The following is a 23,363-nucleotide window of genomic DNA, read 5'->3' as shown; positions in this document are numbered from 1 at the left end:
ATAGCATCTCATTAAATGTAAAATCTTACTTATGCATTATCATATCACGAGAGTACATTGCTGAAAACATTTCTACACTGTGTCTGCATATTATTGTATAGAATTTGTGGTAAAATGTAGGATGAGGTGAGCGCGATGGAGTGGTCAACAATTTTTCATGACATCACATCTAAACATAATTTTCAAGAGATGCATGATTTTTTAGAAAAAGAATATGCAACGAAAGTAGTGTATCCAGCACGCGAAAATATTTATCAAGCGTTTGAGTTAACGCCATTTGAGCAGGTGAAGGTTGTGATTTTAGGTCAAGATCCATATCATGGTCCCAATCAAGCGCATGGTCTCGCATTTTCGGTACAGCCGAATGCTAAGTTTCCACCATCTTTGAGCAATATGTATCAGGAGTTGGAAGATGATATTGGCTGTCGTAGAACGTCACCGCATTTACAAGACTGGGCAAGAAAAGGTGTGCTGTTGTTAAACACAGTTTTGACGGTGCGACAAGGACAGGCGCACTCGCATCGTGACATTGGTTGGGAACTATTTACAAACGAAATTATTCAGGCGATTTCGACACATAAATCAGGCGTTGTATTTATCCTGTGGGGAAAACCAGCACAACAAAAGGAACGTCTAATTGATACATCCAAACATTACATTATTAAGTCACCACATCCAAGTCCTTTATCGGCATATCGTGGCTTTTTTGGCTCTAAGCCGTATTCCAAAGCCAATGCTTATTTGACAGCACAAGGATTAGAACCGATTCAGTGGTGTGAAAGAAAGGAATAACAGTATGCAGAAAGAGAAGTTAATTCAATTGTTAGAACATGAGTTAATGCAAGCAGATCAAGCAGCGACGGATGCAATATTTGACAAGCATATATATGCTATTCATACGTTAACAGCTTTATATACAGATCAAGAAGCGATACCACAAGCAACGGTGAGTCTTCCGGCTTCAACAACGTCAAAGAAAGTATCAGAAGAAGAAATACGCTTAATGGGTGGTCGTGTGACAGAATCGAACACTGCATTGACAACGGCAGATAATCGCTTAGTGACAGATGATGCGATTGGTAATGGTGAATCTATTTTTGATTTTTAAAGGAGAGACATAGCATGAAAATATTTATTATTTTAGGTGCACTTAATGCGATGATGGCAGTTGGGACAGGTGCATTTGGCGCACATATCTTAGATGGTAAGCTTTCCGAACATTATATGTCGGTTTGGGAAAAGGCAACGATGTATCAAATGTATCATGGGCTTGGTTTGATTTTAATTGGTATTATTGGCGGTGCCTTTGACTTAAATGTAAGTTGGGCAGGTTGGTTAATGTTCTTTGGCATTGTGTTCTTTAGTGGTTCATTGTACATCTTATCAACAACCCAAATCAGTGTACTAGGTGCGATTACGCCAATCGGTGGTGTACTCTTTATTGCCGGTTGGATTATGTTGATTGTTGCATCTTTTAAAATATAGCAATCATTAAACAAGCAAGTAGTGACGATGATGGAAGCTATCTTTAGTTTTTGAGTCATATTTTTAGCGCATTAGCATCTGTATTGTGGAAAAGCAACGAAGAAAATCAGGGAAGTAAAGATCAGTAAAATCTAAGTCATCTTTGTCGGAGTGAGACAACGAAATTTCATGAGAACGTGAGATTTCTGTTTCACTCTTTTTTTTGAATTTTTTCTGTCAATCCTTTGTGAAAATATGAAAACTTTTGCTATGAATAAATATTTGCTGTATGATTGATAGATCGGATACTATAAATTAGTTATTAATACTTAAATACGGGTATAAAGTATATTAGAGGTGAAATATATTTATGGCAAAACATAATAAAAAGCCGGATAGGGGCGATTTGCAGCAAAATTTGTCTGAAAAATTTGTATGGGCAATCGCATATGGCTCTTGTATCGGCTGGGGTTCTTTTATTCTGCCGGGGGATTGGATTCAAACATCTGGACCAATTGCAGCATCCATCGGTATATTTATTGGGGCATTACTGATGATGATTATTGCTGTAAGTTATGGTGCGTTAGTTGAGCGCTTTCCAGTTTCCGGTGGTGCATTTGCATTTAGCTTTTTAGGATTTGGACGTTATGTCAGCTTCTTTTCATCATGGTTCTTAACATTTGGTTATATTTGTGTCGTAGCATTGAATGCGACGGCGTTTAGTCTACTTATCAAGTTTTTAATTCCTGATGCGATTGAAGTGGGTAAACTTTATACGATTGCAGGTTGGGATGTCTATATCACGGAGATTATTATTGCATCCGCATTATTATTAATCTTTATGGTTATTACTATTTATGGTGCAAGCGTCTCAGGCTCGTTGCAGTTTTATTTCTGTATTGCAATGGTGATTGTTGTCATCTTAATGTTTGTCAGCTCATTTTTCGGATCAAACTTCTCATTAGAGCATCTGCAACCATACCAAGGTACGCAATATGGCTGGTTTCAAGCAATTATTATGATTGTAGCGGTCGCACCATGGGCATATGTTGGGTTTGATAATATTCCACAGACAGCAGAAGAATTTAACTTTTCACCAGATAAAACGTTTAAGTTAATCGTATATAGCTTGTTAGCTGCTGCATTCACGTATATTTTAATGATTTTATATACAGGTTGGTTAACGGCACCTGATAATGATCTTTGGGCAACAGGGGCTGTGACACGTGAAGCATTTGGCAATATCGGCTTAGGGGCACTGGCGGTTGCGATTATCATGGGTATTTTTACAGGCTTGAACGGTTTCTTATTGAGTGCAAGTCGCTTGTTATTCTCAATGGGGCGTTCTGGTATTATGCCAACCGTTTTTAGCAAATTGCACCCACGTTACAAGACACCATATGTTGCGATTATTTTCTTAGTGGCATTAACATTGGTTGCACCTTGGCTAGGACGTACAGCACTAACATGGATTGTAGATATGTCATCAACAGGGGTGTCTATCGCATACTTTGTTACATGTTTGGCAGCTGCGAAATTGTTTAGTTACGACAAACAAAGTAAAACATACGGTCCTGTTTATAAAACATTTGCGATTATTGGTGCAGTGATTTCATTTGTTTTCTTAGCGTTACTGTTATTACCAATATCACCAGCGTCATTATCATTACCATCGCATATTGCGTTAGGTTTTTGGACGTTGCTCGGCTTGATTTTCTTCTTTATTCGTTTGCCGAAACTACGTCATATGGATAAAGATGAATTATCACAACTTATTTTGGATACACGTAAAAAAGATGTTGAAAAAATGTTAGACGAATAGATTATAGCCTCCATTGATTGGATATTGTTGTATTCAGTTAATGGAGGCTATTTTTCTACAAATATTTGAATTTTCTGTTTATTATTGTGAGTGAGTTTTGCTACAATAAATGTGTAACTAGAATTTTAAATTTATATTTCATTAAATGTGTTATAAATTATATTTGTCCAATTAGCTATGTTGATAGGAGGTCAAGAATGAAGATTAATTTGCTTACACCTCAATTGATTTTATTATATGTTTTTATGTTTATAACAGCTTTAGATGGACTGGTGATACCAACGCTTATTGCGGGTGTTATTCGTTCTGTCGAGACGAAAAGCCTTTCTTCGCTTATTAATTATTTTATCTTTGGACTGGTCGGTTATGGTATTATTCGAACAGGCTTATATTTATGGAATCTTTATCAGCAGAAATTTATAAGAGATTTTAACAATCATTATAAAGAACAACTTATTAGAAAGTACTTTAGTGGGAATAATACGACGCAACGTTCAAATTTATTAAGTTTTATGGTCAATGATTTTAAATTTTTGGAGACGAATTATATTAAGTCGTTATTTCTGTTTATATATTGTATGACCTTTTCGATTGTTTCTGCGATATATGTTCTGGTGATCGACTATCAACTTGGCTTATTGTTTATCGTATTTTCCATTATTCCTGTTGTGACACCTAAGATGTATAAAAATAAAATTAAGAAATCTACAGATACATGGTCGCACGATTCTTCAAAATTTGTCGATCATCTTAACGAATACTTTAGTGCACTGACAACGGTGAGGGTCTTTAATAAGTAACCATTTTTTGTGTCACAGTTAACAAAAGAATTGAATCATGTAGAAGAGAGCAATTACAGTGTGCAGAAAAATCTCTATCAATCTAACTGGATTACCAATCTCTTATCAGGTATTAGCGCATTTGTCCCTTTATTTATAGGTGGGATTTTTGTGATTCATGGCAATCTATCATTAGCTGCATTGATGGCAGTCTATTTGGCAAGTGATCGAATTGTGATTCCTGCAGTTAATGCGATTGATCATTTTAATAAATTAAGGTCTTCTCATACAATTGTGAAAAAATATGATGATTTAATGGATAGTTTGTCGTTAGAAGATGCGCAGAACACAATGACGCATCAATTAACACATACAATTTTACCCGTGCAATTTCAACATGTTTCTCATCAATATGGAGAACGTATGATTTTCAAGGATATTCATTTAACGATTAATAAAGGCAATCATATCTTATTGAAAGGACCCTCTGGAAGCGGGAAGTCAATATTTTTTAAGTTATTGTTACGGTTGGAGACGCCACAAGAAGGTACGGTTTGGTACAACAATATTCAGGACGATAAAATGTCGTTTGCTATGTTGACGCAACATCTCTATTATTTTGAACAACAGCCATTGATATTTAACGACTCGATTTTATTTAATATCGCATTGGATGATGATTTTAACGATAAACAATTACGCTATGTCATTCGCCAATGTAATTTAACAGAATTGATTCAAACACATGGATGGGACTATCATGTAGGTGCAAATGGCGAGCGTCTGTCAGGTGGTCAAAAGATGCGTATCGCTTTAGCGCGTATTTTAATAAGAGCGCCGAAATTTATCTTACTTGATGAGTTCTCGGCTGGACTTGATAAAGAGAATGCAATATTCATTAGAGAGGTGATTCATCAAGAAGTAGAGACGGTTATTGAGATTACACATGACGAACATGTGAATCAAAATTTATATACAGATATTTATAAAATAGATAATGAAAGAATAATAGAAGTGAACTCGTAAAACCAAAGATAGGCCTGTTTCTCGTGATAGTCGCTACGCTATCATGGGAAACAGGCTTTTTAATTGGAGAACTTTTTGAAAATGAAAGCACAAAGTGATATGGATCCCTATCCATATATTTGCTTAAAACTAATGTACCACGTTTTTGCGTGTTTGGGTACACAAATATTAATAAATTATTAATTTATTATGAACTATTGACGAATAATAATTAAATGTACAAATGATATTTAATTTTTTAAGAGTGTAATCAATGTGAAATGAGCGTTGAACGGAGGACAGGGAAATGAATAGAGCACCTTATATAAAATGAGGGGAATATTGTATAAGTAATAGCTGATTGGTGTGAAAATATGTCCCTATCGATTCATTTTGATTAAATTGTGATATAAAATATGTGCCATTTCTTCAGGTGTTTCTGGGCAATCAGATGCTAACCATTTGTATACAATTGAGAGCTCTCCGCCAATCGTATAGTAAATAAAATAGTCTGGGTGTCGCATGTTGGGTAAGGTTTCTAACATAGCAGAATACATATGGTATGTGTAACGCATATAATCTCTTATGATATCTGGCTGGGGATTGCTAACTAAGATTGTTTTAAAAAAAGATTTGTAACGTAATAAATATTGAAATATTAGACGAAAAACTTTTAAAATACCAGATTTGGTTTCTTTTAAGGTACAGTTTTCAATGATATGTGTTGCGGATGTCATGATGCGTTGATAACGTTTCATATGATATTGCTTTATAACTTCTAATAACTGGTATTTATCTTCAAAGTAAGCATAAAAGGTTGAGCGATGCACGCCGCTTTCGGCACAAATTTCTTTAATTGTAATTGCTTCAAAGTCATTATGCTCAAGCAGTGTAATGAGTGCTTTACATATTTCGTAATAAGTTTTTGTTTTTACCATAAGATCACCGTTTATTTTAATTTCTGTATCCGACACATTTTAGAAAATTGTCTGTAGCATGTGTGAAATGATGGTTCTATAATACATGATATTGAAATTAATGGAAAGGAAGTAGTCACTGTGAAGAAGTTAGTTATGATTAACATCGCGACAATTGTATTATTAGTCATTATCGGGATAGGAGGCTTTTATTTTTATAATCAATCAGCCAATTACATCAAAACAGAAAATGCACAAGTAGATGGAGACCAGATTAAAATTGTTGCTCCGGCTTCAGGACAGATTGCGTCTCTTGATGTGGAAGAGGGCGACAAATTAAATGCAGGGGATACATTTGCAAAAGTACAAGTGAAATCAGAAACAGGTGATGTGCAAACAATGGACATTCCGATGCCGACAGAAGGTACAATTGTAAAATTAGCAGCACAAAAAGGAAGTGTTGCACAAGCTGGACAACCTTTAGCATATGCGTATAACTTAGATAAGCGTTATGTAACAGCCAATATTGATGAAACAAAAATTAAAAATGTAGAAGAAGGCCAAACAGTTGATATTGCGATTGATGGGCAAGATTCTAAAGTGAAAGGGAAAGTGGTTCATATCGGTCAAGCGACAGCATCTAGTTTTTCTTTAATGCCTTCATCAAACAGTGATGGTAACTATACAAAAGTGACACAAGTCGTACCAGTGAAAATTGAGTTTGATAGTCAACCATCAAATCGTGTGTTACCAGGTATGAACGCAGAAGTAAGTATTCACAAAAACTAATATAGGAGGTCATCAGATGTTTGTGATGATATATAGCATCGTTTCACTCATTGTGATTGTGTTGATGAACCTCTTACTACTTCGACGTAATAAGACGAAACAACGTAGAAGTATGACATCTACAGAGATGACGGCGTCGCATCAAAGTGTGAATAAGACAAGTACAGTTGACGCATACGAGTCACAAGAAATATCAGAGGCAGTAAGTGACCAGGTGAAAGATGCTGCAGAAAATTATCGATTCAAACCAGGTATTACACGTAATAAAGTATTAGCAGCCATGTTGTTCGGGATGTTTATAGCCATATTAAATCAGACATTGTTAAATACAGCGTTGCCTAAAATTAATACGGACTTCAATATTACTGCATCAACAGGGCAATGGTTGATGACTGGATTTATGTTAGTCAATGGGATTTTAATTCCAATTAGTGCTTTCTTATTTGAGAAATATTCATATCGCCGTTTATTCTTATTCTCAATGTTAATCTTCGCAATCGGCTCACTCGTTTGTGGGTTTGCTTGGAACTTTCCAGTTATGATGACAGGACGTGTACTTCAAGCCGTGGGTGCAGGTATTTTAATGCCCCTTGGTACAAATGTCTTTATGACGATTTTCCCACCAGAAAAACGTGGGATGGCAATGGGAACACTTGGTATCGCAATGATTTTAGCACCAGCAATTGGACCAACACTCTCTGGTTATATCGTGGATCATTTTGATTGGCATACGATGTTTATCGGTATGTTTGTTGTGGCGATTGTTGCATTAGCTATAGCTTATTTTTGGTTCGGTATGTATCAACGTACATCACAACCTAAAGCAGATATTCCGGGCGTTATTTTTAGTACAATCGGCTTTGGTTCGTTACTGTATGGCTTTAGTGAAGCAGGTAACGATGGTTGGACATCAACCAAGATTATTGTCATGATGATTGTAGGTGTTATTTTTACAACAGCGTTTGTGATACGTGAAATGACGATGAAAGCGCCAATGTTGAATTTTGAAGTGCTGAAGTATCCGGGTTACACGCTAACAGCAGCCATTAATATGATTGTGACGATGAGTTTATTCGGTGGCATGATTTTACTACCATTGTATTTACAAAACTTACGTGGTTTCTCAGCAATTGATTCAGGATTGTTGCTGTTACCAGGTGCCTTGATTATGGGCTTTATGGGACCTATTGCTGGAAAACTATTGGATACGATTGGTATTAAACCATTAGCCATTATCGGTTTGACCATTACCACGTACGGGACATGGGAATTAACACAATTGACGATGGATACGCCTTATTCATCGATTTTATGGATTTATATTGTGCGTTCATTCGGTATGAGTTTTATTATGATGCCAATTATGACAGCTGGTATGAACTCGTTACCTTCGAGACTCATATCTCATGGGAATGCGTTGATTAACACAATGCGCCAATTGGCAGGATCTATCGGTACAGCGATCTTAGTAACCGTTATGACACAACAAAGTGAAACGCACCTTGCGACATTTCAGCAAGATTTAGATAAAACACAGCCATTTATTCAAGATCAGTTGCAAGCACTCGCACAACAATTAGGTGGCGAACAGCAAGCGACAGCTGCGATATTAAAGTTTGTCAATCAACTTTCAGCAGTAGATGGCGTTAACAGTGCATTTTGGGTTGCGACAGCGTTCAGCGCACTTGCACTTATACTCAGCTTTTTCTTGCGTGATAAATCTTACTATATGTCAAAAGAACAATAGAAAAATCACGACTTCTTCATTTGAGTGGGGAAGTCGTGATTTTTTTCGATGTATATAACTTTGGAATGTTCAAAGCGCATTGATTAAGAAATTTATTATTTATATACTTAGTGAAAGGGGAGGGATTTTTATGCTACATACAACGAGAGCGTCTACTGACATTTGCCGGTGGTGCTTATGATGCATCGCTATTTTATTATGACTGAATTCAATCGGCTACTCATTAATGATATATTCATCTATTTGATACCATTAATTGGTGTGATAGTTTGGGACTTTAGTGACTCTAAAATTGTATTTCTAACGTCCACTTATTCAATTGGCTTTATCTTATTCAGTAAGTTATCAGGTGCTCTGATTGATAGATATAATAGTCATATTGTACCGATATTTACATATTTTTGTTACATCGGGCTGATTTTGTTATTTGCTTGGATGCTACATCAAAATGTACAAAATGAGCTGTTAATATTTGTTATGATTTGTTTATTGAGCTTTGTGTCATGTGTATTGGAAATTAATACAAGTGTCTACATTCCAGATCATTTTTTAAATCAATTAACAGCTGTTAATGGTCAAGTACAATTGATGCGGTCATTAGTTAATTTCTTTTCACCAATCATTGCATTTACATTATCAAATAATATCATGATGGCGTTTATCGTTATTTTGATATTACAACTCGTCAACTTATATATGTATATAAAGCCGCTTAATAGGAATCATAGGGATAATACGTCTCAAGATTTTAATACGAATACAGTGCGTGTTCGTGCATTAAAATATATTTTCAGTAATTGTAAGCTGGTGCTCGTTGTATTGGTGACGATGGGCATCAATTTTTCACTTACAATATTAACGAATACACTCGTTATTTATTTAGTTAGATATTTAAAAGTTGAACATACGCTTACCGGTGTTTTGATTGGTTTATTGTCTTTTGGTGCAATTATTGGTGCGCTTTTGCCGAAATACTTAGTTAAAAAATATTCATTTGAAAGATCGATTGGCATAGTGAATTTTGTCTTAAGTATCCCATTTGTATTATTAATTAGTCATAGCTATTTATTTTTTATTGGTGTATTTGCAGGATATTTATGTAGAAGTTTTGGGAGTGTACTAAGAACAACGGTGCAACATCAAATTATTCCAGAAAAGATAAGAGGGAAAGTAAATTCAACGATTTATCTTTTTACGTGGGGAACGATACCTATAGCAGGGTATGTAGCTTCTATCTTATTAAACTACATATCTTTACATACGCTATATATCATCGTTGTGATTATTTTTATTGTATCCAATGCATTATTTATGATTGGTGTCAAAGATGATAAAGATTTATTAGAAACATAAATAGGTCATCAAGGTGGTTATTGCTACCATGATGACCTATTTTAATCTGTTCTATTGCTTATCTTTCACAAATGATTTTGGCACTAAAACGAAATTTTTGCTAGCGCATGAGATTTCTGCTCTTTAATAGATCTTACTTTTATACTTTCCTTATTGCATTGACTGGTTCATCTATATTAGAGGTAGTAGCTGACTGATGTCTGACTACGCCGTTGCTTGTCCGCCATCTAGTCAGCCTTGCCGGGGCACTACAACGAAATCTTTGCTAGCGTATGAGATTTCTGTAGTGCTCCCAAAAAATCCCCAATCAACTTCTATCGATTGGGGAAGGACGCTATTCGTTTTCAATTTGGTGATTAATCTTCGCGTTGCGTGCAAGCATGCGATCATAGTAATACTCATAGCGTGTCCATTCTTCAGGTGTGATGGAATCTGTATTAAGCGTCCCACCTAAGTCCTTGATGGCGTAGAGCAGTTTGAACATCACATCTTGTACCGTAATGTCGTGATTGAGCAGTGTTGCTAATGAGGCCATACACGCTGGATCGACATCCGGATAATGGAACTTTGTGATTTCGCCTTTGAGTGCGCGTTCGTAAAAGTCATGCATAAGTTGCGCGCGTTCAGCACCAGAGCCTTCCACACACAAATATATTTGAACGGCAACACCGCCACGAACACGACGTTGAGAGATGCCTGCAAATTTTTTGCCGTCGATACTCAAATCGAACTTACCTGGACAATAAGAATGCGTAATTTCATATGTGTCGATATCTACATTGTCATCCTCAAACATCTTGCAAATGAGGAGATACATGACAGAGAACGCTTCATCAATGGTGATCTCAGTCTTGCCTTTGAAAATCAGTGAGATGTTGAGTACACCTTGATCTAGAACGACACCTAACCCACCAGAATTGCGAACGATCGCATTATAACCTTGTTCATCTGTTAAGTACGAAATGCCGTCTTGTAGATAAGGTAGGCGTGCGTCATGAATACCTAGGATAACAACGTGTTGATGAATCCACGTTCTAACAACATTTGGTGATAAGTCTTTGCCGACACTTTCGGAAAACGTATCGTCAAAAGCAAAGGATTGCATGGGTTCAAGACCTGTTGTATGGTCGATGTAACGCCATGCAATGCCATTGAAATATTTAGAAGCGAGATCCATTATTGTAATGATTGCGCTGCTGTGATGATAGATAAGCTATAAACGTCTTCTGAAGAGCAGCCACGTGATAAGTCGTTAACTGGTGAGTTAAGACCTTGTAGTACCGGACCTACTGCGTCAAAACCACCTAAACGTTGTGCAATTTTGTAGCCAATGTTACCAGCTTCTAAGCTTGGGAAGATAAATACATTGGCGTCACCTTGGATTTTCGCGCCAGGTGCTTTTTTCTTCGCAACTTCTGGAACGATCGCTGCGTCGAATTGGAATTCACCGTCTACTACAACATCTGTTAAGTTTTCGCTGTCAATTTTTTCTTGTGCAAGTTCTACAGCTTGAACGACTTTTTCAGTGTCGTCTGATTTTGCTGAACCTTTTGTTGAGAAGCTTAACATCGCAACTTTTGGTTCCATACCGAAGCTTTTCGCTGTTTTCGCACTTTCGATTGCAATTTCAGCTAAGTCTGATGCACCAAGTTCTGGATTGATAGCACAGTCACCGAATAAATATTGTTTGTCTTCTTTAATCATGAAGAAAACACCTGATGTTCTTGAAACACCTGGTTTTGTTTTAATGATTTGTAATGCTGGACGTACAGTATCTGCTGTTGAGTGTGCCGCACCACTTACAAGTCCATCTGCTTTGCCTGCGTATACAAGCATTGTACCGAAGTAGTTGACATTGTTGAGTAACTCTTGTGCTTGTTCTTCAGTTGCTTTTCCTTTACGGCGTTCTACAAATTTTTCTACTAATTCTGCTTTGAGGTCACTTGTATCAGGTTGAATCACTTCAATACCTTCAATATTTAAACCTTCATCTTCTGCTAATTTTTGGATGTTGTCTTGGTTACCTAGGACAATTGGCGCAACGTAGTCAGTTGCTTGTAATTTTACTGCAGCTGCTAATACGCGTGCATCTTCTCCCTCAGGAAGTACGATGCGCACATTTTTACCTGATAATTTGTCTTGTAATACATTTAATAAGCTAGACATAAAAAGTCCTCCTTTTTCGTTCTTATATCAATGCTCTCTTTTTTCATTATACCTATTTGGTAGGAGATTTCCAAGAGTTGTCTTTTGTAGCGTTTCTTTCGTTTTTAATATGAGATTGTGCTAATATTTACATGTAAATTGATAATTAAGGAGTGTTCCGAATGAGTCATGCAGCAGAAACTTTAGATGGATGGTATAGTTTGCATTTGTTTTATGCGATTGATTGGGCATCATGGCGTTTAGTATCAGAAGCAGAACGTACACAAATGCTTGATGAATTTGAGGGACTATTAACGGAATTGAAAGGCGTTAAGGATGTGGGGCAAGGCGATCATGTAGCATATAATGTTGCAGGTCAAAAAGCAGATATTTTATTATGGTTCTTACGTCCTGAAATGAAAGAACTCACAGCAATTGAAACGGCAATCAACAAGTTACCAATTGCAGATCATTTCATTCCGACATATTCATATGTTTCAGTAGTAGAGTTGAGTAATTACCTTGCTGGTCAATCAGATGAAGATCCATATGAAAACCCACATGTGCGCGCACGTCTATATCCACAATTACCTGAAACAGATTATATTTGTTTCTATCCAATGAATAAGCGTCGTAACGAAACGTATAACTGGTATATGTTGTCGATGGAAGAGCGTAAGAAGCTAATGTATGACCATGGCATGATTGGTCGTAAATATGCTGGTAAGATTAAACAGTTTATTACAGGTTCTGTTGGTTTTGATGATTTTGAATGGGGCGTGACACTGTTCTCAGATGATGTATTACAGTTCAAAAAAATTGTTTATGAAATGCGTTTTGATGAAACAACCGCACGCTATGGCGAGTTTGGTAGTTTCTTTATCGGTAATAAATTAGACAGTGAAGCACTTCATACTATGATGGCACTTCCTGAAACAAAATAAATAAGAGCGAGAAAACTGGCTTGCAGTATAATGTGAGCCAGTTTTTATTTGCGTGTTTAAAACACTTCCTGGGAAATAAACGTACATTACGAATAATAGGATAGCCTCCGTATTTTGAATAGTGTATTTTTTAAATATTTTAGCGCTTTAATGTTTTCTGCAGTCGTATGTCGGCGAATTCTTTTTATAAATGTAAGATTTATGTCTAGTCACATGTTATAGTAATAGAAATAAAAGAAAAAGAATTGAAGGGGAGGCGTGACAATGGGTTCGAATAAGCAAACTTTGAAGCCAACGATTGGTTTATTTACAGCTGTCACGATTATTGTCGGTACGATTATAGGATCAGGGGTTTTCGTGAAACCAAGTTCTGTACTTGAATATGCTGGAACAAGTAATTTAGCGCTTTGGGCATGGTTGCTTGGAGGGGTTCTTACGTTGGCATCTGGTTTGACGATTGCCGAAGTTGGTGCGCAAATCACGCGTACAGGTGGTTTGTATGCGTATATTAAAGATATTTATGGGGCATTCTGGGGCTTCTTAACAGGTTATACATTGACGGTACTGTATGGACCGGCGATTATTGTATCACTCATTCTCTTTTTAGGGATTTTAATTACAAAGTTTTTTGAGATGAGCAGTTTTTGGACAATTCCAGTGGGCACAAGTATTTTTTTGTTCTTACTGTTATTGAATATTCTGGGGACGTATTATGCGAATGCTATGCAAAACATCACGACGCTTGCAAAGTTGATTCCAATTTTCGCGATTGTGATTTTTGGGTTGTTTTATGGGCAAGAAGGCGTATTCGGAAGTGATGTCACCCAATTGATTATGAACAATGATGGTACTGTGAACTTTGGACGTGCAGTTCTAGCCACGCTTTTTGCATATGATGGTTGGATTATGTTAACGACGATGTCAGGCGAAATGAAAAACCCACAGAAGCATTTACCATTAGCGATGTTGATTGGTATTTTGATTGTGACGCTTGTTTATATAACAATTAATGTTGCCATATTTAAGACGTTACCTGCATCAGAAGTGTACTTATTTGGTAATAGTGTGAGTGCGGAAGCGGCCGTTGTTTTATTCGGAAGTGTCGGTGCAAAGATTGTCAATATTGGATTGATTATTTCTATTATTGGGACATTAAACGGTAAGTTGATTACGTTCCCACGGATTCCATTTGCGATGGCACAAGATAATTTATTACCGTATTCGCAAAAAGTTCAATATGTCAGTAAACGCTTGGGTTCGCCAATTGGTGCACACCTTGTTATGAGCGCTTTGACACTCTTAATCTTAACCTTAAGTATTTGTTTCCCATCTATTTTTGATGCAGATTATTTATCAGAAATCACGATTTTTATTATTTACTTTTTCTATATGGCATCTTTTGTTGGTTTGTTTATTTTAAGACGTAGGAACAAAGGACAACCACGAGCCTTTTCAGTACCGCTGTATCCATTTCTACCTGTACTGGCAATGTCAGGCGGTTTGTTCATCATTGTGAATACATTGATTTCGGATCCATTGGGTTCGGGTATTGCAATTATAGGCTTAGTACTAGGAATACCACTTTATCTCTATACTATTAAGAGACATAAAGATTGTAAGTAAAAGAAGGTGACAGTGTTGATTCAATCCAAACCGTCAGATCAAGACGTGATGAATATTGTAATGCTTGCGGGACGTATTTTGCTGGAAAGTGGCGCAGAGGCAAAACGTGTAGAAGATACGATGCAGCGTATAGCCATGTCATATGGTTATGAAGAGACACAAGGCTATGCGCTCAATATTTTTATTAACTTCTCGTTATCACCAGATCATGATACACGTATGGTTAAGATCCAGAAGAGTGATACCAACTTGCGAAAAGTTTTTTTAGTGAATCATATCTCGCGTCAAATTGCACAACAAAAGCTATCATTTGATGAAGCCTATCAAACATTGAAAAGTATTGATAACACGCAACATCGCTATGATTTGTGGCATAAGATGCTATTTGCAGGTCTGATCTCTATGGGGTTTTTATACTTGCAAGGTGGCAGTTGGCAAGACTTGTTACCTGCTGTGCTTGCAGGTGCATTTGGTTATTTTGTGACGGAATATATGAAAGGCAAACAACTGACGCTCTTTATTCCGGATTTTTTAGGCGCGATTGTTATTGGCTTAGTGGCGATTCCAATTAATCACTGGATAGGCAGTCCGAACCTTGGCGCAACGATTACAGCAGGCGTGATGCCAATCGTTCCGGGTGTACTGATTACAACGGCCATTCAAGATTTATTTGAACGGCATATGTTGATGTTTACCGCAAAGTTTTTGGAAGCAATTGTAACTTCATTCGCAATTGGTGCAGGTATTACGACTGCATTCTTATTGTTATAGCTAGGGGGGATAAGCGATGGTCATTCCAATAATCTTTATATGTAGCTTTTTAACCTCATTCTGTTTTTCATATATTTACGATGCACCAAGACGCTTGTTTTTACCCGCTGGTTTGTGTGGGGGTTTTGGTTACTTGACGTATCATCTTGTACATATCGCATTCGGTATAGACAGTATTTATGCTAGTTTATGTGGGAGTTTTGTACTCGGTTTGATGAGTCATATGATGGCACGCCAATACAAGTCACCAGTGATTCTTTTTATGGTGCCAGGTATTATTCCGCTTGTTCCCGGGAGTATTTTCTTCAAAGCGACACAGAAATTGTTGACGCTGGAATTTAATGAAGCGAGTGACATTTTTATGCGTGCAACACTTATTGCTGGTGCGATTGCCGTCGGATTGTTAATGTCTGATCAATTTGCAAAGTCATTTATTAAAAAACCGATTGCGATTATTCGACCGAAACATCAGAAAAAAAGTGAATAGTTGAATTGAAAGTTTATGACATGTGGTGTACATATGTTGTAAGCTTTTTATTTTACATGAAGTATTGGGAGTGTAAAAAAGCGCTATCATAGCCACACTTTATTGTGCTATACTATTTGAAAATATGTTATATCATTAAGGGGAATGAAGAGAAGTCAGCAGGGGGGATATTATGACAAATCCAAAAGAATCTCGATTGTTAACATTTTTCACAGACAAGAAGAAGGATCCATCGTACACATTGGCACAGTTGATTGGTTTAATTACGGGACCACTATGTTTTGTGTTAATTTTATTATTTGTACGACCAGATGGTTTGGATTTTAAAGGTCTATATGTATTAGCGATTACGGTATGGATTGCAATTTGGTGGATTACAGAAGCGATTCCTATTCCAGCAACAAGTTTATTACCACTTATTTTGATGCCATTAGGACACGTCATGGATAGTGCAACAGTATCTGCACAATACGGTAACGACATTATTTATTTGTTTTTAGGTGGCTTTATTTTAGCGATTGCGATGGAGCGTTGGGATTTGCATACGCGTATTGCTTTGACGATTATCAATCTTATTGGTACTAGTACGGGTCGTATCTTGCTAGGTTTTATGGTCGCAACAAGTGGGTTATCGATGTTTGTGTCTAATACTGCAGCCGTGATGATTATGATACCAATTGGATTAGCGATTATCAAAGAGGCACATGTATTAAAGGAAAGCAATGAAGATGATACAAGTATTGCGAAGTTTGAGCGTTCGCTCGTCCTAGGTATTGGTTATGCAGGTACGATTGGTGGTTTAGGCACATTGATTGGTACACCACCTTTGATTATTTTAAAAGGACAATATGCGACAAATTTTGGGCAAGAATTGAGTTTTGCGAAATGGATGATTATTGGTGTGCCAACTGTTATTACTTTGGTTTTCTTAGCGTGGCTCTATTTTAAGTTTGTTGCATTTCGTCATGATATGAAGGAATTACCAGGTGGTCAACGTGTTATCAAGGATAAGTTGGATGCGCTTGGTAAGGTTAAATATGAAGAGAAAATTGTATTCTGCATCTTTATCTTAGCATCGTCACTATGGATTTCACGTGAATTCTTGTTATCTAACTGGTATTTTACAGAGATGATTGCAGACGGTACGATTGCGATGTTCGTTTCAATCTTACTATTCTTAATTCCAGCCAAAGATCATCATAAGCGTATTTTGGATTGGTCTGTTGCCAAAGAATTACCTTGGGGTGTTCTCTTACTATTCGGAGGTGGCTTAGCATTGGCGAAAGGGATTCAGGAAAGTGGCTTAGCAACATGGTTAGGCTTACAAATGACCCTACTCAAAGGTGTTAGTCCAATCATTATCGTTGTTGTCATCACAGTATTTATCTTATTCTTAACAGAGATTACATCAAATACAGCAACTGCGACAATGATTTTGCCGATTTTGGCAACATTATCTGTAGCAATCAATGTCCACCCATTATTGCTTATGGCACCTGCAGCAATGGCAGCTAACTGTGCGTATATGTTACCAGTAGGAACGCCACCGAATGCCATTGTGTTTGGTACAGGTAAGATTGAGATTAAAGAAATGGCATCAAAAGGTTTTGTCATGAACTTAATCAGCATTGTTGTTATTATTGTCAATATATATTTTGTATTACCACCTGTATTGGGGATTGATGTGACACAAAGTATTCCATTAAATAAGTCATAAAGTATAAAGACGTTCTGTTAGTGAAGATTCCGTGAAAGATTGTGGACATAAATCTTGAAAATATTAAAAAGACGTGTAAAATGAGTAGCGGTATCATGCTAAGAGAGGTGGAGTTAGGTGAAGAATAAATTCATGGTTTGTGATGATTGTCAGGCTGTAAATCTTAAAAGTGTCATGAGAAAGTTAAAAAAACTTGATCCTGATGCTGAAATAGAGATTGGTTGCCAATCATATTGCGGACCAGGAAGACGTAAAACTTTTGCATTCGTTAATAACCGCCCACTTGCCGCACTCACAGAAGATGAATTGATGGAGAAGGTCAAGAAACAACTGCAAAAACCACGTGATCCTGAGGAAGAGGAGCGTTTGAGAAAGCGTAACGAAGAAAGAAAGCGCCGCAAAGAAGAACAAGACCGTAAGTTGAAAGAGAAGCTAGCAAAGCGAAATCAACAATAAAGACTGATATATAACAAGACCCGTTTTCATTTGGAATGCGGGTTTTTTTGCGTGGAAAATAATTGTATATTGCAACGAATCGTTATAACTATGAATAATATTGGTATGAAATGGGAATAGATTGAATACAATAACAATTAAGTGAGAAATAAAAGGGATGTGTGCGATGATTACAGTATTATTTAGTGGCGGTTATGAAAAAGGGAATACGACTACATTGACAGAGCATGTATTAGAAGGACAAGACTATAGATGGATTAACTTAGAGGATGTTGTGAACTCAGCAAATTCAACAATTGCTGAAGATTCAAAAGAACAGCGAGACTATGAGCAAGTGACAGATCAGATATTGGCGAGTGAAGATGTTATATTAGTATCACCTGTCAATTGGTATAGTATCAGTGCGACATTACAACATTTTATTGAACAGTGGTCTGAAGCACTAGCAATATCTCAATATGATGACTTCAAAGAGAAGCTATCTGATATCAACTTTCGTCTTATTTTGATTGGCGGTGATAGTCCGCGTGTGAAGGCTTTGCCTTGCGTGAAACAAGTGGACTATAGCTTGCAATTTTTAGGTGCACATTTGCAAGATTACTTGATTGGATATGCTACACAACCGGGTGAGATTTTCAAGGATACGTATGCGATGAACGAAGCAGCGCGTTGGAATCGACAATATACAACAGGGATGACTGCAGGTGCGAAATAAGCCTTATACGTAACAGAAGTTGTGGTATAATGAAAGTTATTCTATAGCGTATAAGGAGCGAGGAATATGACGTATGAAGTGAGAAGAGCGACACCAGATGATATCATTGGTATTCGCGATGTTGCAACTAAAGCATGGTATAACACGTACTTGAATATATATGCTGCGCGTACCGTAAATGAACTACTAGCAGCTTCATATAACGAGACACACTTGCTTAAAAGATTAGAGGAACAATTGTTTTTAGTAGCGATGGAGGACGATACAGTCGTTGGTTTTGCAAACTTTATCGAAGGCAGTGAATTGTATCTATCTGCACATTATGTGCGCCCATACTCACAGAACAAAGGTTATGGTCGCCTATTGTTAGACCAAGGTTTAGCACATTACAAAGGACAATATGCTGCCGTCTACTTAGAAGTTGATACGCATAATGAAAAAGCTGTGGCGTTTTATGAAAGAGAAGGTTTTGAAGTGATACGAACATATGAGCATGTGATGTTTGGAGAGACAATGACACTCGCATTGATGAAAAAACAATTGACTTAGTGTCTCATGAAGGAGGAATGTCCGTTGACGCAAACTGCTTATGTCAGTCGCAAGTTGCCAGAAGAGAAGGTATTCAAAGATCCGATTCATCGATATATTCATGTGCAAGACCAACTGATTTGGGATTTGATTAAAACAAAAGAATTCCAACGTTTAAGACGTATCAAACAATTGGGGACATTAAACCTTGCGTTTCATACTGCGGAACACAGTCGTTTTGGTCATTCACTGGGTGTTTATGAAATTGTCAGACGTATGATTGATGAAACATTCAGAGGGCGTTCGGCATGGAATGATGCAGATCGCCCGCTTGCCATGTGTGCGGCGTTATTGCATGATTTGGGGCATGGCCCGTTTTCGCATAGTTTTGAGAAGATATTTGGGACAGATCATGAAGTATATACGCAAGCAATTATAACAGGTGATACAGAGGTCAACGAGGTCTTATCTAGAGTCTCGCCGTCATTTCCTAATGAAGTAGCGGAAGTCATCAATAAAACGCATGACAACAAGTTAGTGATTTCTATGATTTCATCACAAATCGATGCAGATCGTATGGATTATTTGCAGCGTGATGCATATTTTACGGGTGTATCTTATGGAACGTTTGATATGGAGCGTATTCTGCGTTTGATGCGCCCATCTGCTGATGAGGTGTTGATTAAGGAAAGTGGTATGCATGCGGTAGAAAGCTTTATTATGAGTCGTTATCAGATGTATTGGCAAGTCTATTTCCATCCAGTCAGTCGTGGTGGTGAAGTATTGCTGAACAATTGTTTCAAACGAGCAAAATATTTATATGAGCAAGGCTATGAATTCCAAACTGCACCGCGTGATTTTGTGCCATTTTTTGAAAATAATGTAACTGTAGAAGCGTATCTCAAATTAGATGAAACGGATGTTATGTTTTACTTAAAAGAGTGGATGCACGAAACAGATCCAATTCTGAGTGATTTAGCAAGACGCTTTATTCAAAGGGATTTATTTAAACACTTACCGTTTGATGGCAGTTATATCACGCAAACGGAATTAATCGCACTCTTTGAAAGTGCAGGCATTGACCCAACGTATTATTTTGTAAATGATTCGATTTCTGATTTGCCATATGATTATGACAGACCTGGTTCTGACCGTAAGTCGATTCATCTGCTGAAGCCTAATGGTGATATTCGAGAAATCAGCAGTCAATCACGTATTATTTCCAGTGTCACAGGTATTAAAAGACAAGATTATAAACTATACTATCCAAAAGAACTTGTCTTGACGATAGATGATCCCTCATTAAAAGGTTCGATTATTAATCTACTCAATGAACTTGAATAAACGCAACAAGAATGAATGGAGGTTTCTCAGTGGCAGAGAAAAAAGGATTTAACTTTAACATTATTAAGAATGACCCATTAGATGGTCATAAAGGCACGAATATTGGTGCGATTAGTCTCGATAATATTGCGCCAGTTTTTATTGATATTGAGGCACAAGAAGCATTCATAGATATTGGTGCTATGCATGCACGTGCAGATGTTGAAAAAGGTGTGAAATGGATTACTGATAAGGAAACGGTTGATGTTGAAGGTACGAAGGCATATTGGTTGTGTTGGGTAACAACTGAACGTGGTGCACAAGGACCATATTATGCAGGGCTCACAGCGGCATATCTCTTAGTCAATAAGCAAATTCGTCGTGGCTACAAAAGCATGCCAGAACATGTCAATATGATGGATAAATCTATGAAACATAAAGTGATTATTGAACAAATCGGTGATGAGAATAAACGTGTACTCGCTACATTTTTACAGCAACATAATGAAGAAATGTGGCGCAATTCAAGTGATGAACTACGTCAAGCATTAGAAGTATAAAAACAGTTGAAAGCGTGTGTTGACCGCAAACAGGCAATGATGTGCCAGCTTTGCAGATTCACGCTTTTTTATAGTAATTGTATGTTATAATGGCTTGTATTATTTAGCAAAGTAAGGTGACAACCTCTGTGGAACAACAGGTAAAAATTCAAACACATCAAGTTGTAAAGCAAGGCGATACGAAACAGCAATATTCGTATCAGACGCAAGGTGTACGTGTGCAAAAGAATGCGGAGTTTATTCGTTATGATGAAACGATTGAAGGTACTGACGTTAACGTGACAGTCAAAGTAACAGATGACAGTGTTAAAATTATTCGTAAAGGCGATGTACATATGACACTGCATTTGTTAGAAGGGCAGCAGACAACGTCTTATTATCATATCCCAGAAGGCAAGCTAGTGTTTACAGTGGAGACATTGCGCATATTACATTTTCTAACTGCGACAGGCGGTAAGCTCAAAGTACACTACAAACTATATCAAGGTGATGACCCAATCGGCACCTATCAATACGAACTGACATACGAGGAGTGTTAAGATGAATATTATTGATCAAGTGAAACAAACATTGATTGAAGAAATTAAGAAAAGCATAAAAAAAGCGGAACTGACAGATAATGTTCCAAATATTAAAATTGAAATTCCCAAAGATGCACAAAATGGTGATTATTCATCCAATATTGCGATGGTTTTAACAAAAATTGCGAAGCGTAATCCACGAGATATCGCGCAATTAATCGTAGAAAACTTGGATGCAGAAGCAGCACATGTCCAAAAAGTAGATATTGCAGGGCCTGGATTTATTAACTTTTATTTAGATCCAAGTTATTTACATGTCGTTATTGATGATGTTTTGAACAAAGATGCGCAATATGGACGTGTGGCAGAACCGAAAAATGAAAAAGTCTTAATTGAATACGTATCAGCTAACCCAACAGGCGATTTACATATTGGGCATGCACGTAATGCAGCAGTTGGCGATACCATGAGTAACATTATGGATGCAGCTGGTTATGATGTTACACGTGAGTATTATATTAATGATGCAGGTAATCAGATTACAAACTTAGCTAAGTCAATTGAAGCGCGCTATTGGCAAAGCTTAGGTAAAGATATGGCAATGCCTGAAGATGGCTATCATGGTAAAGACATTGTTGGTATTGGGGAAGACTTGGCAAAGACACGTCCTGAATTGCAAGAGATGTCTGACAGTGAACGTATCGAAGTCTTCCGCAAGTTAGGTGTAGACTATGAAATGCGTAAGTTACGTCAAGATTTAGTGGATTTCAACACACATTTCGACAATTGGTTCAGTGAGACCAGCTTATATGAAAAAGGTGATATTCAAGCTGTTCTTGAGAAAATGACAGAGCTTGGTTACACATATGAAAAAGATGGAGCGACATGGTTGCGTACAACGGACTTTAAAGATGATAAAGACCGTGTGTTAATCAAGCAAGATGGGACTTATACGTATTTCTTACCGGATATTGCGTATCATTATGACAAAATTCAACGTGGCAATGATAAATTAATTAACTTATTTGGTGCAGATCACCACGGTTATATCAATCGTTTGAAAGCATCACTTGAGACATTTGGTGTGGATAGTGATCGTTTAGAAATTCAAATTATGCAGCTTGTTCGCCTTATGCAAGATGGCGTTGAAGTGAAGATGAGTAAACGTACAGGTAATGCGATTACATTGCGTGAAATTATGGATGAAGTGGGTGTGGATGCGGCACGTTACTTCTTAACAATGCGTAGCCCAGATACACATTTTGACTTTGATATGGAGCTTGCAAAAACACAATCACAAGACAATCCTGTGTATTATGCACAATATGCACATGCACGTATTTGTTCTATCTTGCGTCAAGCAGCGGAACAAGGTCATGAAGTAACAGCAGGGCGTGATTATAGTGTTATTACACATGACAAGGCAATTGAACTGTTGAAGAAAGTAGCAGAATTTGAGACGGTTATTGAAGGGGCTGCGGAAGCGAGAGCACCGCACCGCATTACGAACTATATTCAAGATTTGGCAGCACACTTCCATAAGTTCTACAATGCGGAAAAAGTTTTGACAGAAGACACGATTAAAACACAAGCGCATTTAGCATTAATCGATGCTGTACGTATTACATTACGCAATGCGTTGAGCTTAGTAGGTGTATCGGCGCCTGAAAGCATGTAGTAGTTGATGATGTTGAATT

Annotated in this window: 24 protein-coding genes; 21 read left to right on the top strand and 3 right to left on the bottom strand. The window is 37.2% G+C overall.

The features are described 5' to 3' along the window. Positions 1–135 precede the first annotated feature (135 nt). From NXS11_RS06440 to NXS11_RS10950, 6 genes are all read left to right on the top strand, one after another. A complete protein-coding gene (locus NXS11_RS06440; protein ID WP_259199917.1) occupies positions 136–792 on the top strand; it encodes a uracil-DNA glycosylase in 657 nt (218 codons plus the stop codon). 4 nt (positions 793–796) lie between these two features. Continuing rightward, positions 797–1,108: a DUF5327 family protein gene (locus NXS11_RS06435; RefSeq protein WP_259199916.1), complete on the top strand. Its 312-nt coding sequence runs from the start codon at positions 797–799 to the stop codon at positions 1,106–1,108. 14 nt (positions 1,109–1,122) lie between these two features. After that, entirely contained in the window at positions 1,123–1,485 is a 363-nt protein-coding gene (locus NXS11_RS06430; RefSeq protein WP_259199915.1) for a DUF423 domain-containing protein, read from the top strand. Positions 1,486–1,834: 349 nt separating this feature from the next. Continuing rightward, on the top strand, positions 1,835–3,286 hold the full coding sequence (locus NXS11_RS06425; protein ID WP_259199914.1) for an APC family permease: 1,452 nt from the start codon (positions 1,835–1,837) through the stop codon (positions 3,284–3,286). Between the two features lie 197 nt (positions 3,287–3,483). Continuing rightward, complete coding sequence (locus tag NXS11_RS06420; RefSeq protein WP_259199913.1) at positions 3,484–4,086, top strand: ABC transporter ATP-binding protein; 603 nt, start codon at positions 3,484–3,486, stop codon at positions 4,084–4,086. Positions 4,087–4,095: 9 nt separating this feature from the next. Further along, entirely contained in the window at positions 4,096–5,091 is a 996-nt protein-coding gene (locus tag NXS11_RS10950) for an ATP-binding cassette domain-containing protein (RefSeq protein WP_259199912.1), read from the top strand. Positions 5,092–5,450: 359 nt separating this feature from the next. On the opposite strand, the gene NXS11_RS06410 is transcribed toward NXS11_RS10950, so the two are convergent. Continuing rightward, a complete protein-coding gene (locus NXS11_RS06410; protein WP_259199910.1) occupies positions 5,451–6,008 on the bottom strand; it encodes a TetR/AcrR family transcriptional regulator in 558 nt (185 codons plus the stop codon). A gap of 120 nt (positions 6,009–6,128) precedes the next feature. On the opposite strand from NXS11_RS06410, the gene NXS11_RS06405 reads away from it, so the two are divergent. The 3 genes from NXS11_RS06405 (at position 6,129) to NXS11_RS06395 (ending at position 9,876) form a co-directional block, all read left to right on the top strand. Beyond that, positions 6,129–6,776: an HlyD family secretion protein gene (locus NXS11_RS06405; protein ID WP_259199909.1), complete on the top strand. Its 648-nt coding sequence runs from the start codon at positions 6,129–6,131 to the stop codon at positions 6,774–6,776. Between the two features lie 16 nt (positions 6,777–6,792). Beyond that, entirely contained in the window at positions 6,793–8,523 is a 1,731-nt protein-coding gene (locus NXS11_RS06400; RefSeq protein ID WP_259199908.1) for a DHA2 family efflux MFS transporter permease subunit, read from the top strand. A gap of 180 nt (positions 8,524–8,703) precedes the next feature. Beyond that, on the top strand, positions 8,704–9,876 hold the full coding sequence (locus NXS11_RS06395) for an MFS transporter (RefSeq protein ID WP_259199907.1): 1,173 nt from the start codon (positions 8,704–8,706) through the stop codon (positions 9,874–9,876). A 334-nt stretch (positions 9,877–10,210) separates the two neighbouring features. Here NXS11_RS06395 and NXS11_RS06390 read toward each other — a convergent pair whose 3' ends face one another. Continuing rightward, positions 10,211–11,053, bottom strand: a complete 843-nt coding sequence (locus NXS11_RS06390; protein WP_259199906.1) for a lipoate--protein ligase family protein — start codon at positions 11,051–11,053, stop codon at positions 10,211–10,213. After that, the gene (gene pta / locus NXS11_RS06385; RefSeq protein ID WP_259199905.1) at positions 11,053–12,042 is read right to left on the bottom strand and encodes a phosphate acetyltransferase; all 990 of its coding nucleotides are present in this window, start codon (positions 12,040–12,042) and stop codon (positions 11,053–11,055) included. Before pta ends, NXS11_RS06390 begins: the two co-directional genes overlap by 1 nt. A gap of 161 nt (positions 12,043–12,203) precedes the next feature. Between pta and hemQ the strand changes: the two genes are divergently transcribed. The 12 genes from hemQ (at position 12,204) to argS (ending at position 23,344) form a co-directional block, all read left to right on the top strand. Continuing rightward, on the top strand, positions 12,204–12,965 hold the full coding sequence (gene hemQ / locus NXS11_RS06380; RefSeq protein ID WP_259199903.1) for a hydrogen peroxide-dependent heme synthase: 762 nt from the start codon (positions 12,204–12,206) through the stop codon (positions 12,963–12,965). 264 nt (positions 12,966–13,229) lie between these two features. Continuing rightward, a complete protein-coding gene (locus NXS11_RS06375) occupies positions 13,230–14,588 on the top strand; it encodes an APC family permease (protein WP_259199900.1) in 1,359 nt (452 codons plus the stop codon). A gap of 48 nt (positions 14,589–14,636) precedes the next feature. Then, positions 14,637–15,359, top strand: a complete 723-nt coding sequence (locus tag NXS11_RS06370) for a threonine/serine exporter family protein (RefSeq protein WP_259200061.1) — start codon at positions 14,637–14,639, stop codon at positions 15,357–15,359. A 16-nt stretch (positions 15,360–15,375) separates the two neighbouring features. After that, a complete protein-coding gene (locus NXS11_RS06365) occupies positions 15,376–15,846 on the top strand; it encodes a threonine/serine exporter family protein (RefSeq protein ID WP_259199899.1) in 471 nt (156 codons plus the stop codon). 172 nt (positions 15,847–16,018) lie between these two features. Beyond that, complete coding sequence (locus NXS11_RS06360; protein WP_259199897.1) at positions 16,019–17,563, top strand: SLC13 family permease; 1,545 nt, start codon at positions 16,019–16,021, stop codon at positions 17,561–17,563. Between the two features lie 117 nt (positions 17,564–17,680). Further along, positions 17,681–18,019 carry a YuzB family protein gene (locus NXS11_RS06355; protein ID WP_259199895.1) on the top strand — a complete coding sequence of 113 codons (339 nt, stop codon included), beginning with the start codon at positions 17,681–17,683 and terminating at the stop codon, positions 18,017–18,019. A gap of 166 nt (positions 18,020–18,185) precedes the next feature. Further along, positions 18,186–18,734 carry an NAD(P)H-dependent oxidoreductase gene (locus NXS11_RS06350; protein WP_259199892.1) on the top strand — a complete coding sequence of 183 codons (549 nt, stop codon included), beginning with the start codon at positions 18,186–18,188 and terminating at the stop codon, positions 18,732–18,734. Between the two features lie 66 nt (positions 18,735–18,800). Further along, positions 18,801–19,283: a GNAT family N-acetyltransferase gene (locus NXS11_RS06345; RefSeq protein ID WP_259199890.1), complete on the top strand. Its 483-nt coding sequence runs from the start codon at positions 18,801–18,803 to the stop codon at positions 19,281–19,283. A gap of 24 nt (positions 19,284–19,307) precedes the next feature. Next, positions 19,308–20,606 carry an HD domain-containing protein gene (locus NXS11_RS06340; protein ID WP_259199889.1) on the top strand — a complete coding sequence of 433 codons (1,299 nt, stop codon included), beginning with the start codon at positions 19,308–19,310 and terminating at the stop codon, positions 20,604–20,606. Positions 20,607–20,617: 11 nt separating this feature from the next. Continuing rightward, positions 20,618–21,145 (top strand): YwhD family protein, encoded by a 528-nt coding sequence (locus NXS11_RS06335; RefSeq protein WP_259199888.1) that lies wholly within the window; start codon positions 20,618–20,620, stop codon positions 21,143–21,145. A 128-nt stretch (positions 21,146–21,273) separates the two neighbouring features. Beyond that, entirely contained in the window at positions 21,274–21,684 is a 411-nt protein-coding gene (locus tag NXS11_RS06330) for a YwiB family protein (protein ID WP_259199887.1), read from the top strand. A gap of 1 nt (position 21,685) precedes the next feature. Further along, positions 21,686–23,344 carry an arginine--tRNA ligase gene (argS, locus tag NXS11_RS06325; protein WP_259199886.1) on the top strand — a complete coding sequence of 553 codons (1,659 nt, stop codon included), beginning with the start codon at positions 21,686–21,688 and terminating at the stop codon, positions 23,342–23,344. Positions 23,345–23,363: the final 19 nt, after the last annotated feature.

It is taken from the genome of Staphylococcus americanisciuri (assembly GCF_024814435.1).
Lineage (GTDB): Bacteria > Bacillota > Bacilli > Staphylococcales > Staphylococcaceae > Staphylococcus > Staphylococcus americanisciuri.
The sequence above is the reverse complement of the archived record's forward strand: the minus strand, read 5'-3'. Positions and strand labels throughout refer to the sequence as shown.

Excerpts from the sequence above, each read along its gene's own strand:
- NXS11_RS06440 (WP_259199917.1), top strand. The coding sequence starts at position 136 with ATGGAGTGGTCAACAATTTTTCATGACATCACATCTAAACATAATTTT.
- NXS11_RS06435 (WP_259199916.1), top strand. The coding sequence starts at position 797 with ATGCAGAAAGAGAAGTTAATTCAATTGTTAGAACATGAGTTAATGCAA.
- NXS11_RS06430 (WP_259199915.1), top strand. The coding sequence starts at position 1,123 with ATGAAAATATTTATTATTTTAGGTGCACTTAATGCGATGATGGCAGTT.
- NXS11_RS06425 (WP_259199914.1), top strand. The coding sequence starts at position 1,835 with ATGGCAAAACATAATAAAAAGCCGGATAGGGGCGATTTGCAGCAAAAT.
- NXS11_RS06420 (WP_259199913.1), top strand. The coding sequence starts at position 3,484 with ATGAAGATTAATTTGCTTACACCTCAATTGATTTTATTATATGTTTTT.
- NXS11_RS06410 (WP_259199910.1), bottom strand. The coding sequence starts at position 6,008 with ATGGTAAAAACAAAAACTTATTACGAAATATGTAAAGCACTCATTACA.
- NXS11_RS06400 (WP_259199908.1), top strand. The coding sequence starts at position 6,793 with ATGTTTGTGATGATATATAGCATCGTTTCACTCATTGTGATTGTGTTG.
- NXS11_RS06395 (WP_259199907.1), top strand. The coding sequence starts at position 8,704 with ATGCATCGCTATTTTATTATGACTGAATTCAATCGGCTACTCATTAAT.
- NXS11_RS06390 (WP_259199906.1), bottom strand. The coding sequence starts at position 11,053 with ATGGATCTCGCTTCTAAATATTTCAATGGCATTGCATGGCGTTACATC.
- pta (WP_259199905.1), bottom strand. The coding sequence starts at position 12,042 with ATGTCTAGCTTATTAAATGTATTACAAGACAAATTATCAGGTAAAAAT.
- hemQ (WP_259199903.1), top strand. The coding sequence starts at position 12,204 with ATGAGTCATGCAGCAGAAACTTTAGATGGATGGTATAGTTTGCATTTG.
- NXS11_RS06375 (WP_259199900.1), top strand. The coding sequence starts at position 13,230 with ATGGGTTCGAATAAGCAAACTTTGAAGCCAACGATTGGTTTATTTACA.
- NXS11_RS06370 (WP_259200061.1), top strand. The coding sequence starts at position 14,637 with ATGAATATTGTAATGCTTGCGGGACGTATTTTGCTGGAAAGTGGCGCA.
- NXS11_RS06365 (WP_259199899.1), top strand. The coding sequence starts at position 15,376 with ATGGTCATTCCAATAATCTTTATATGTAGCTTTTTAACCTCATTCTGT.
- NXS11_RS06360 (WP_259199897.1), top strand. The coding sequence starts at position 16,019 with ATGACAAATCCAAAAGAATCTCGATTGTTAACATTTTTCACAGACAAG.
- NXS11_RS06350 (WP_259199892.1), top strand. The coding sequence starts at position 18,186 with ATGATTACAGTATTATTTAGTGGCGGTTATGAAAAAGGGAATACGACT.
- NXS11_RS06345 (WP_259199890.1), top strand. The coding sequence starts at position 18,801 with ATGACGTATGAAGTGAGAAGAGCGACACCAGATGATATCATTGGTATT.
- NXS11_RS06335 (WP_259199888.1), top strand. The coding sequence starts at position 20,618 with ATGAATGGAGGTTTCTCAGTGGCAGAGAAAAAAGGATTTAACTTTAAC.
- argS (WP_259199886.1), top strand. The coding sequence starts at position 21,686 with ATGAATATTATTGATCAAGTGAAACAAACATTGATTGAAGAAATTAAG.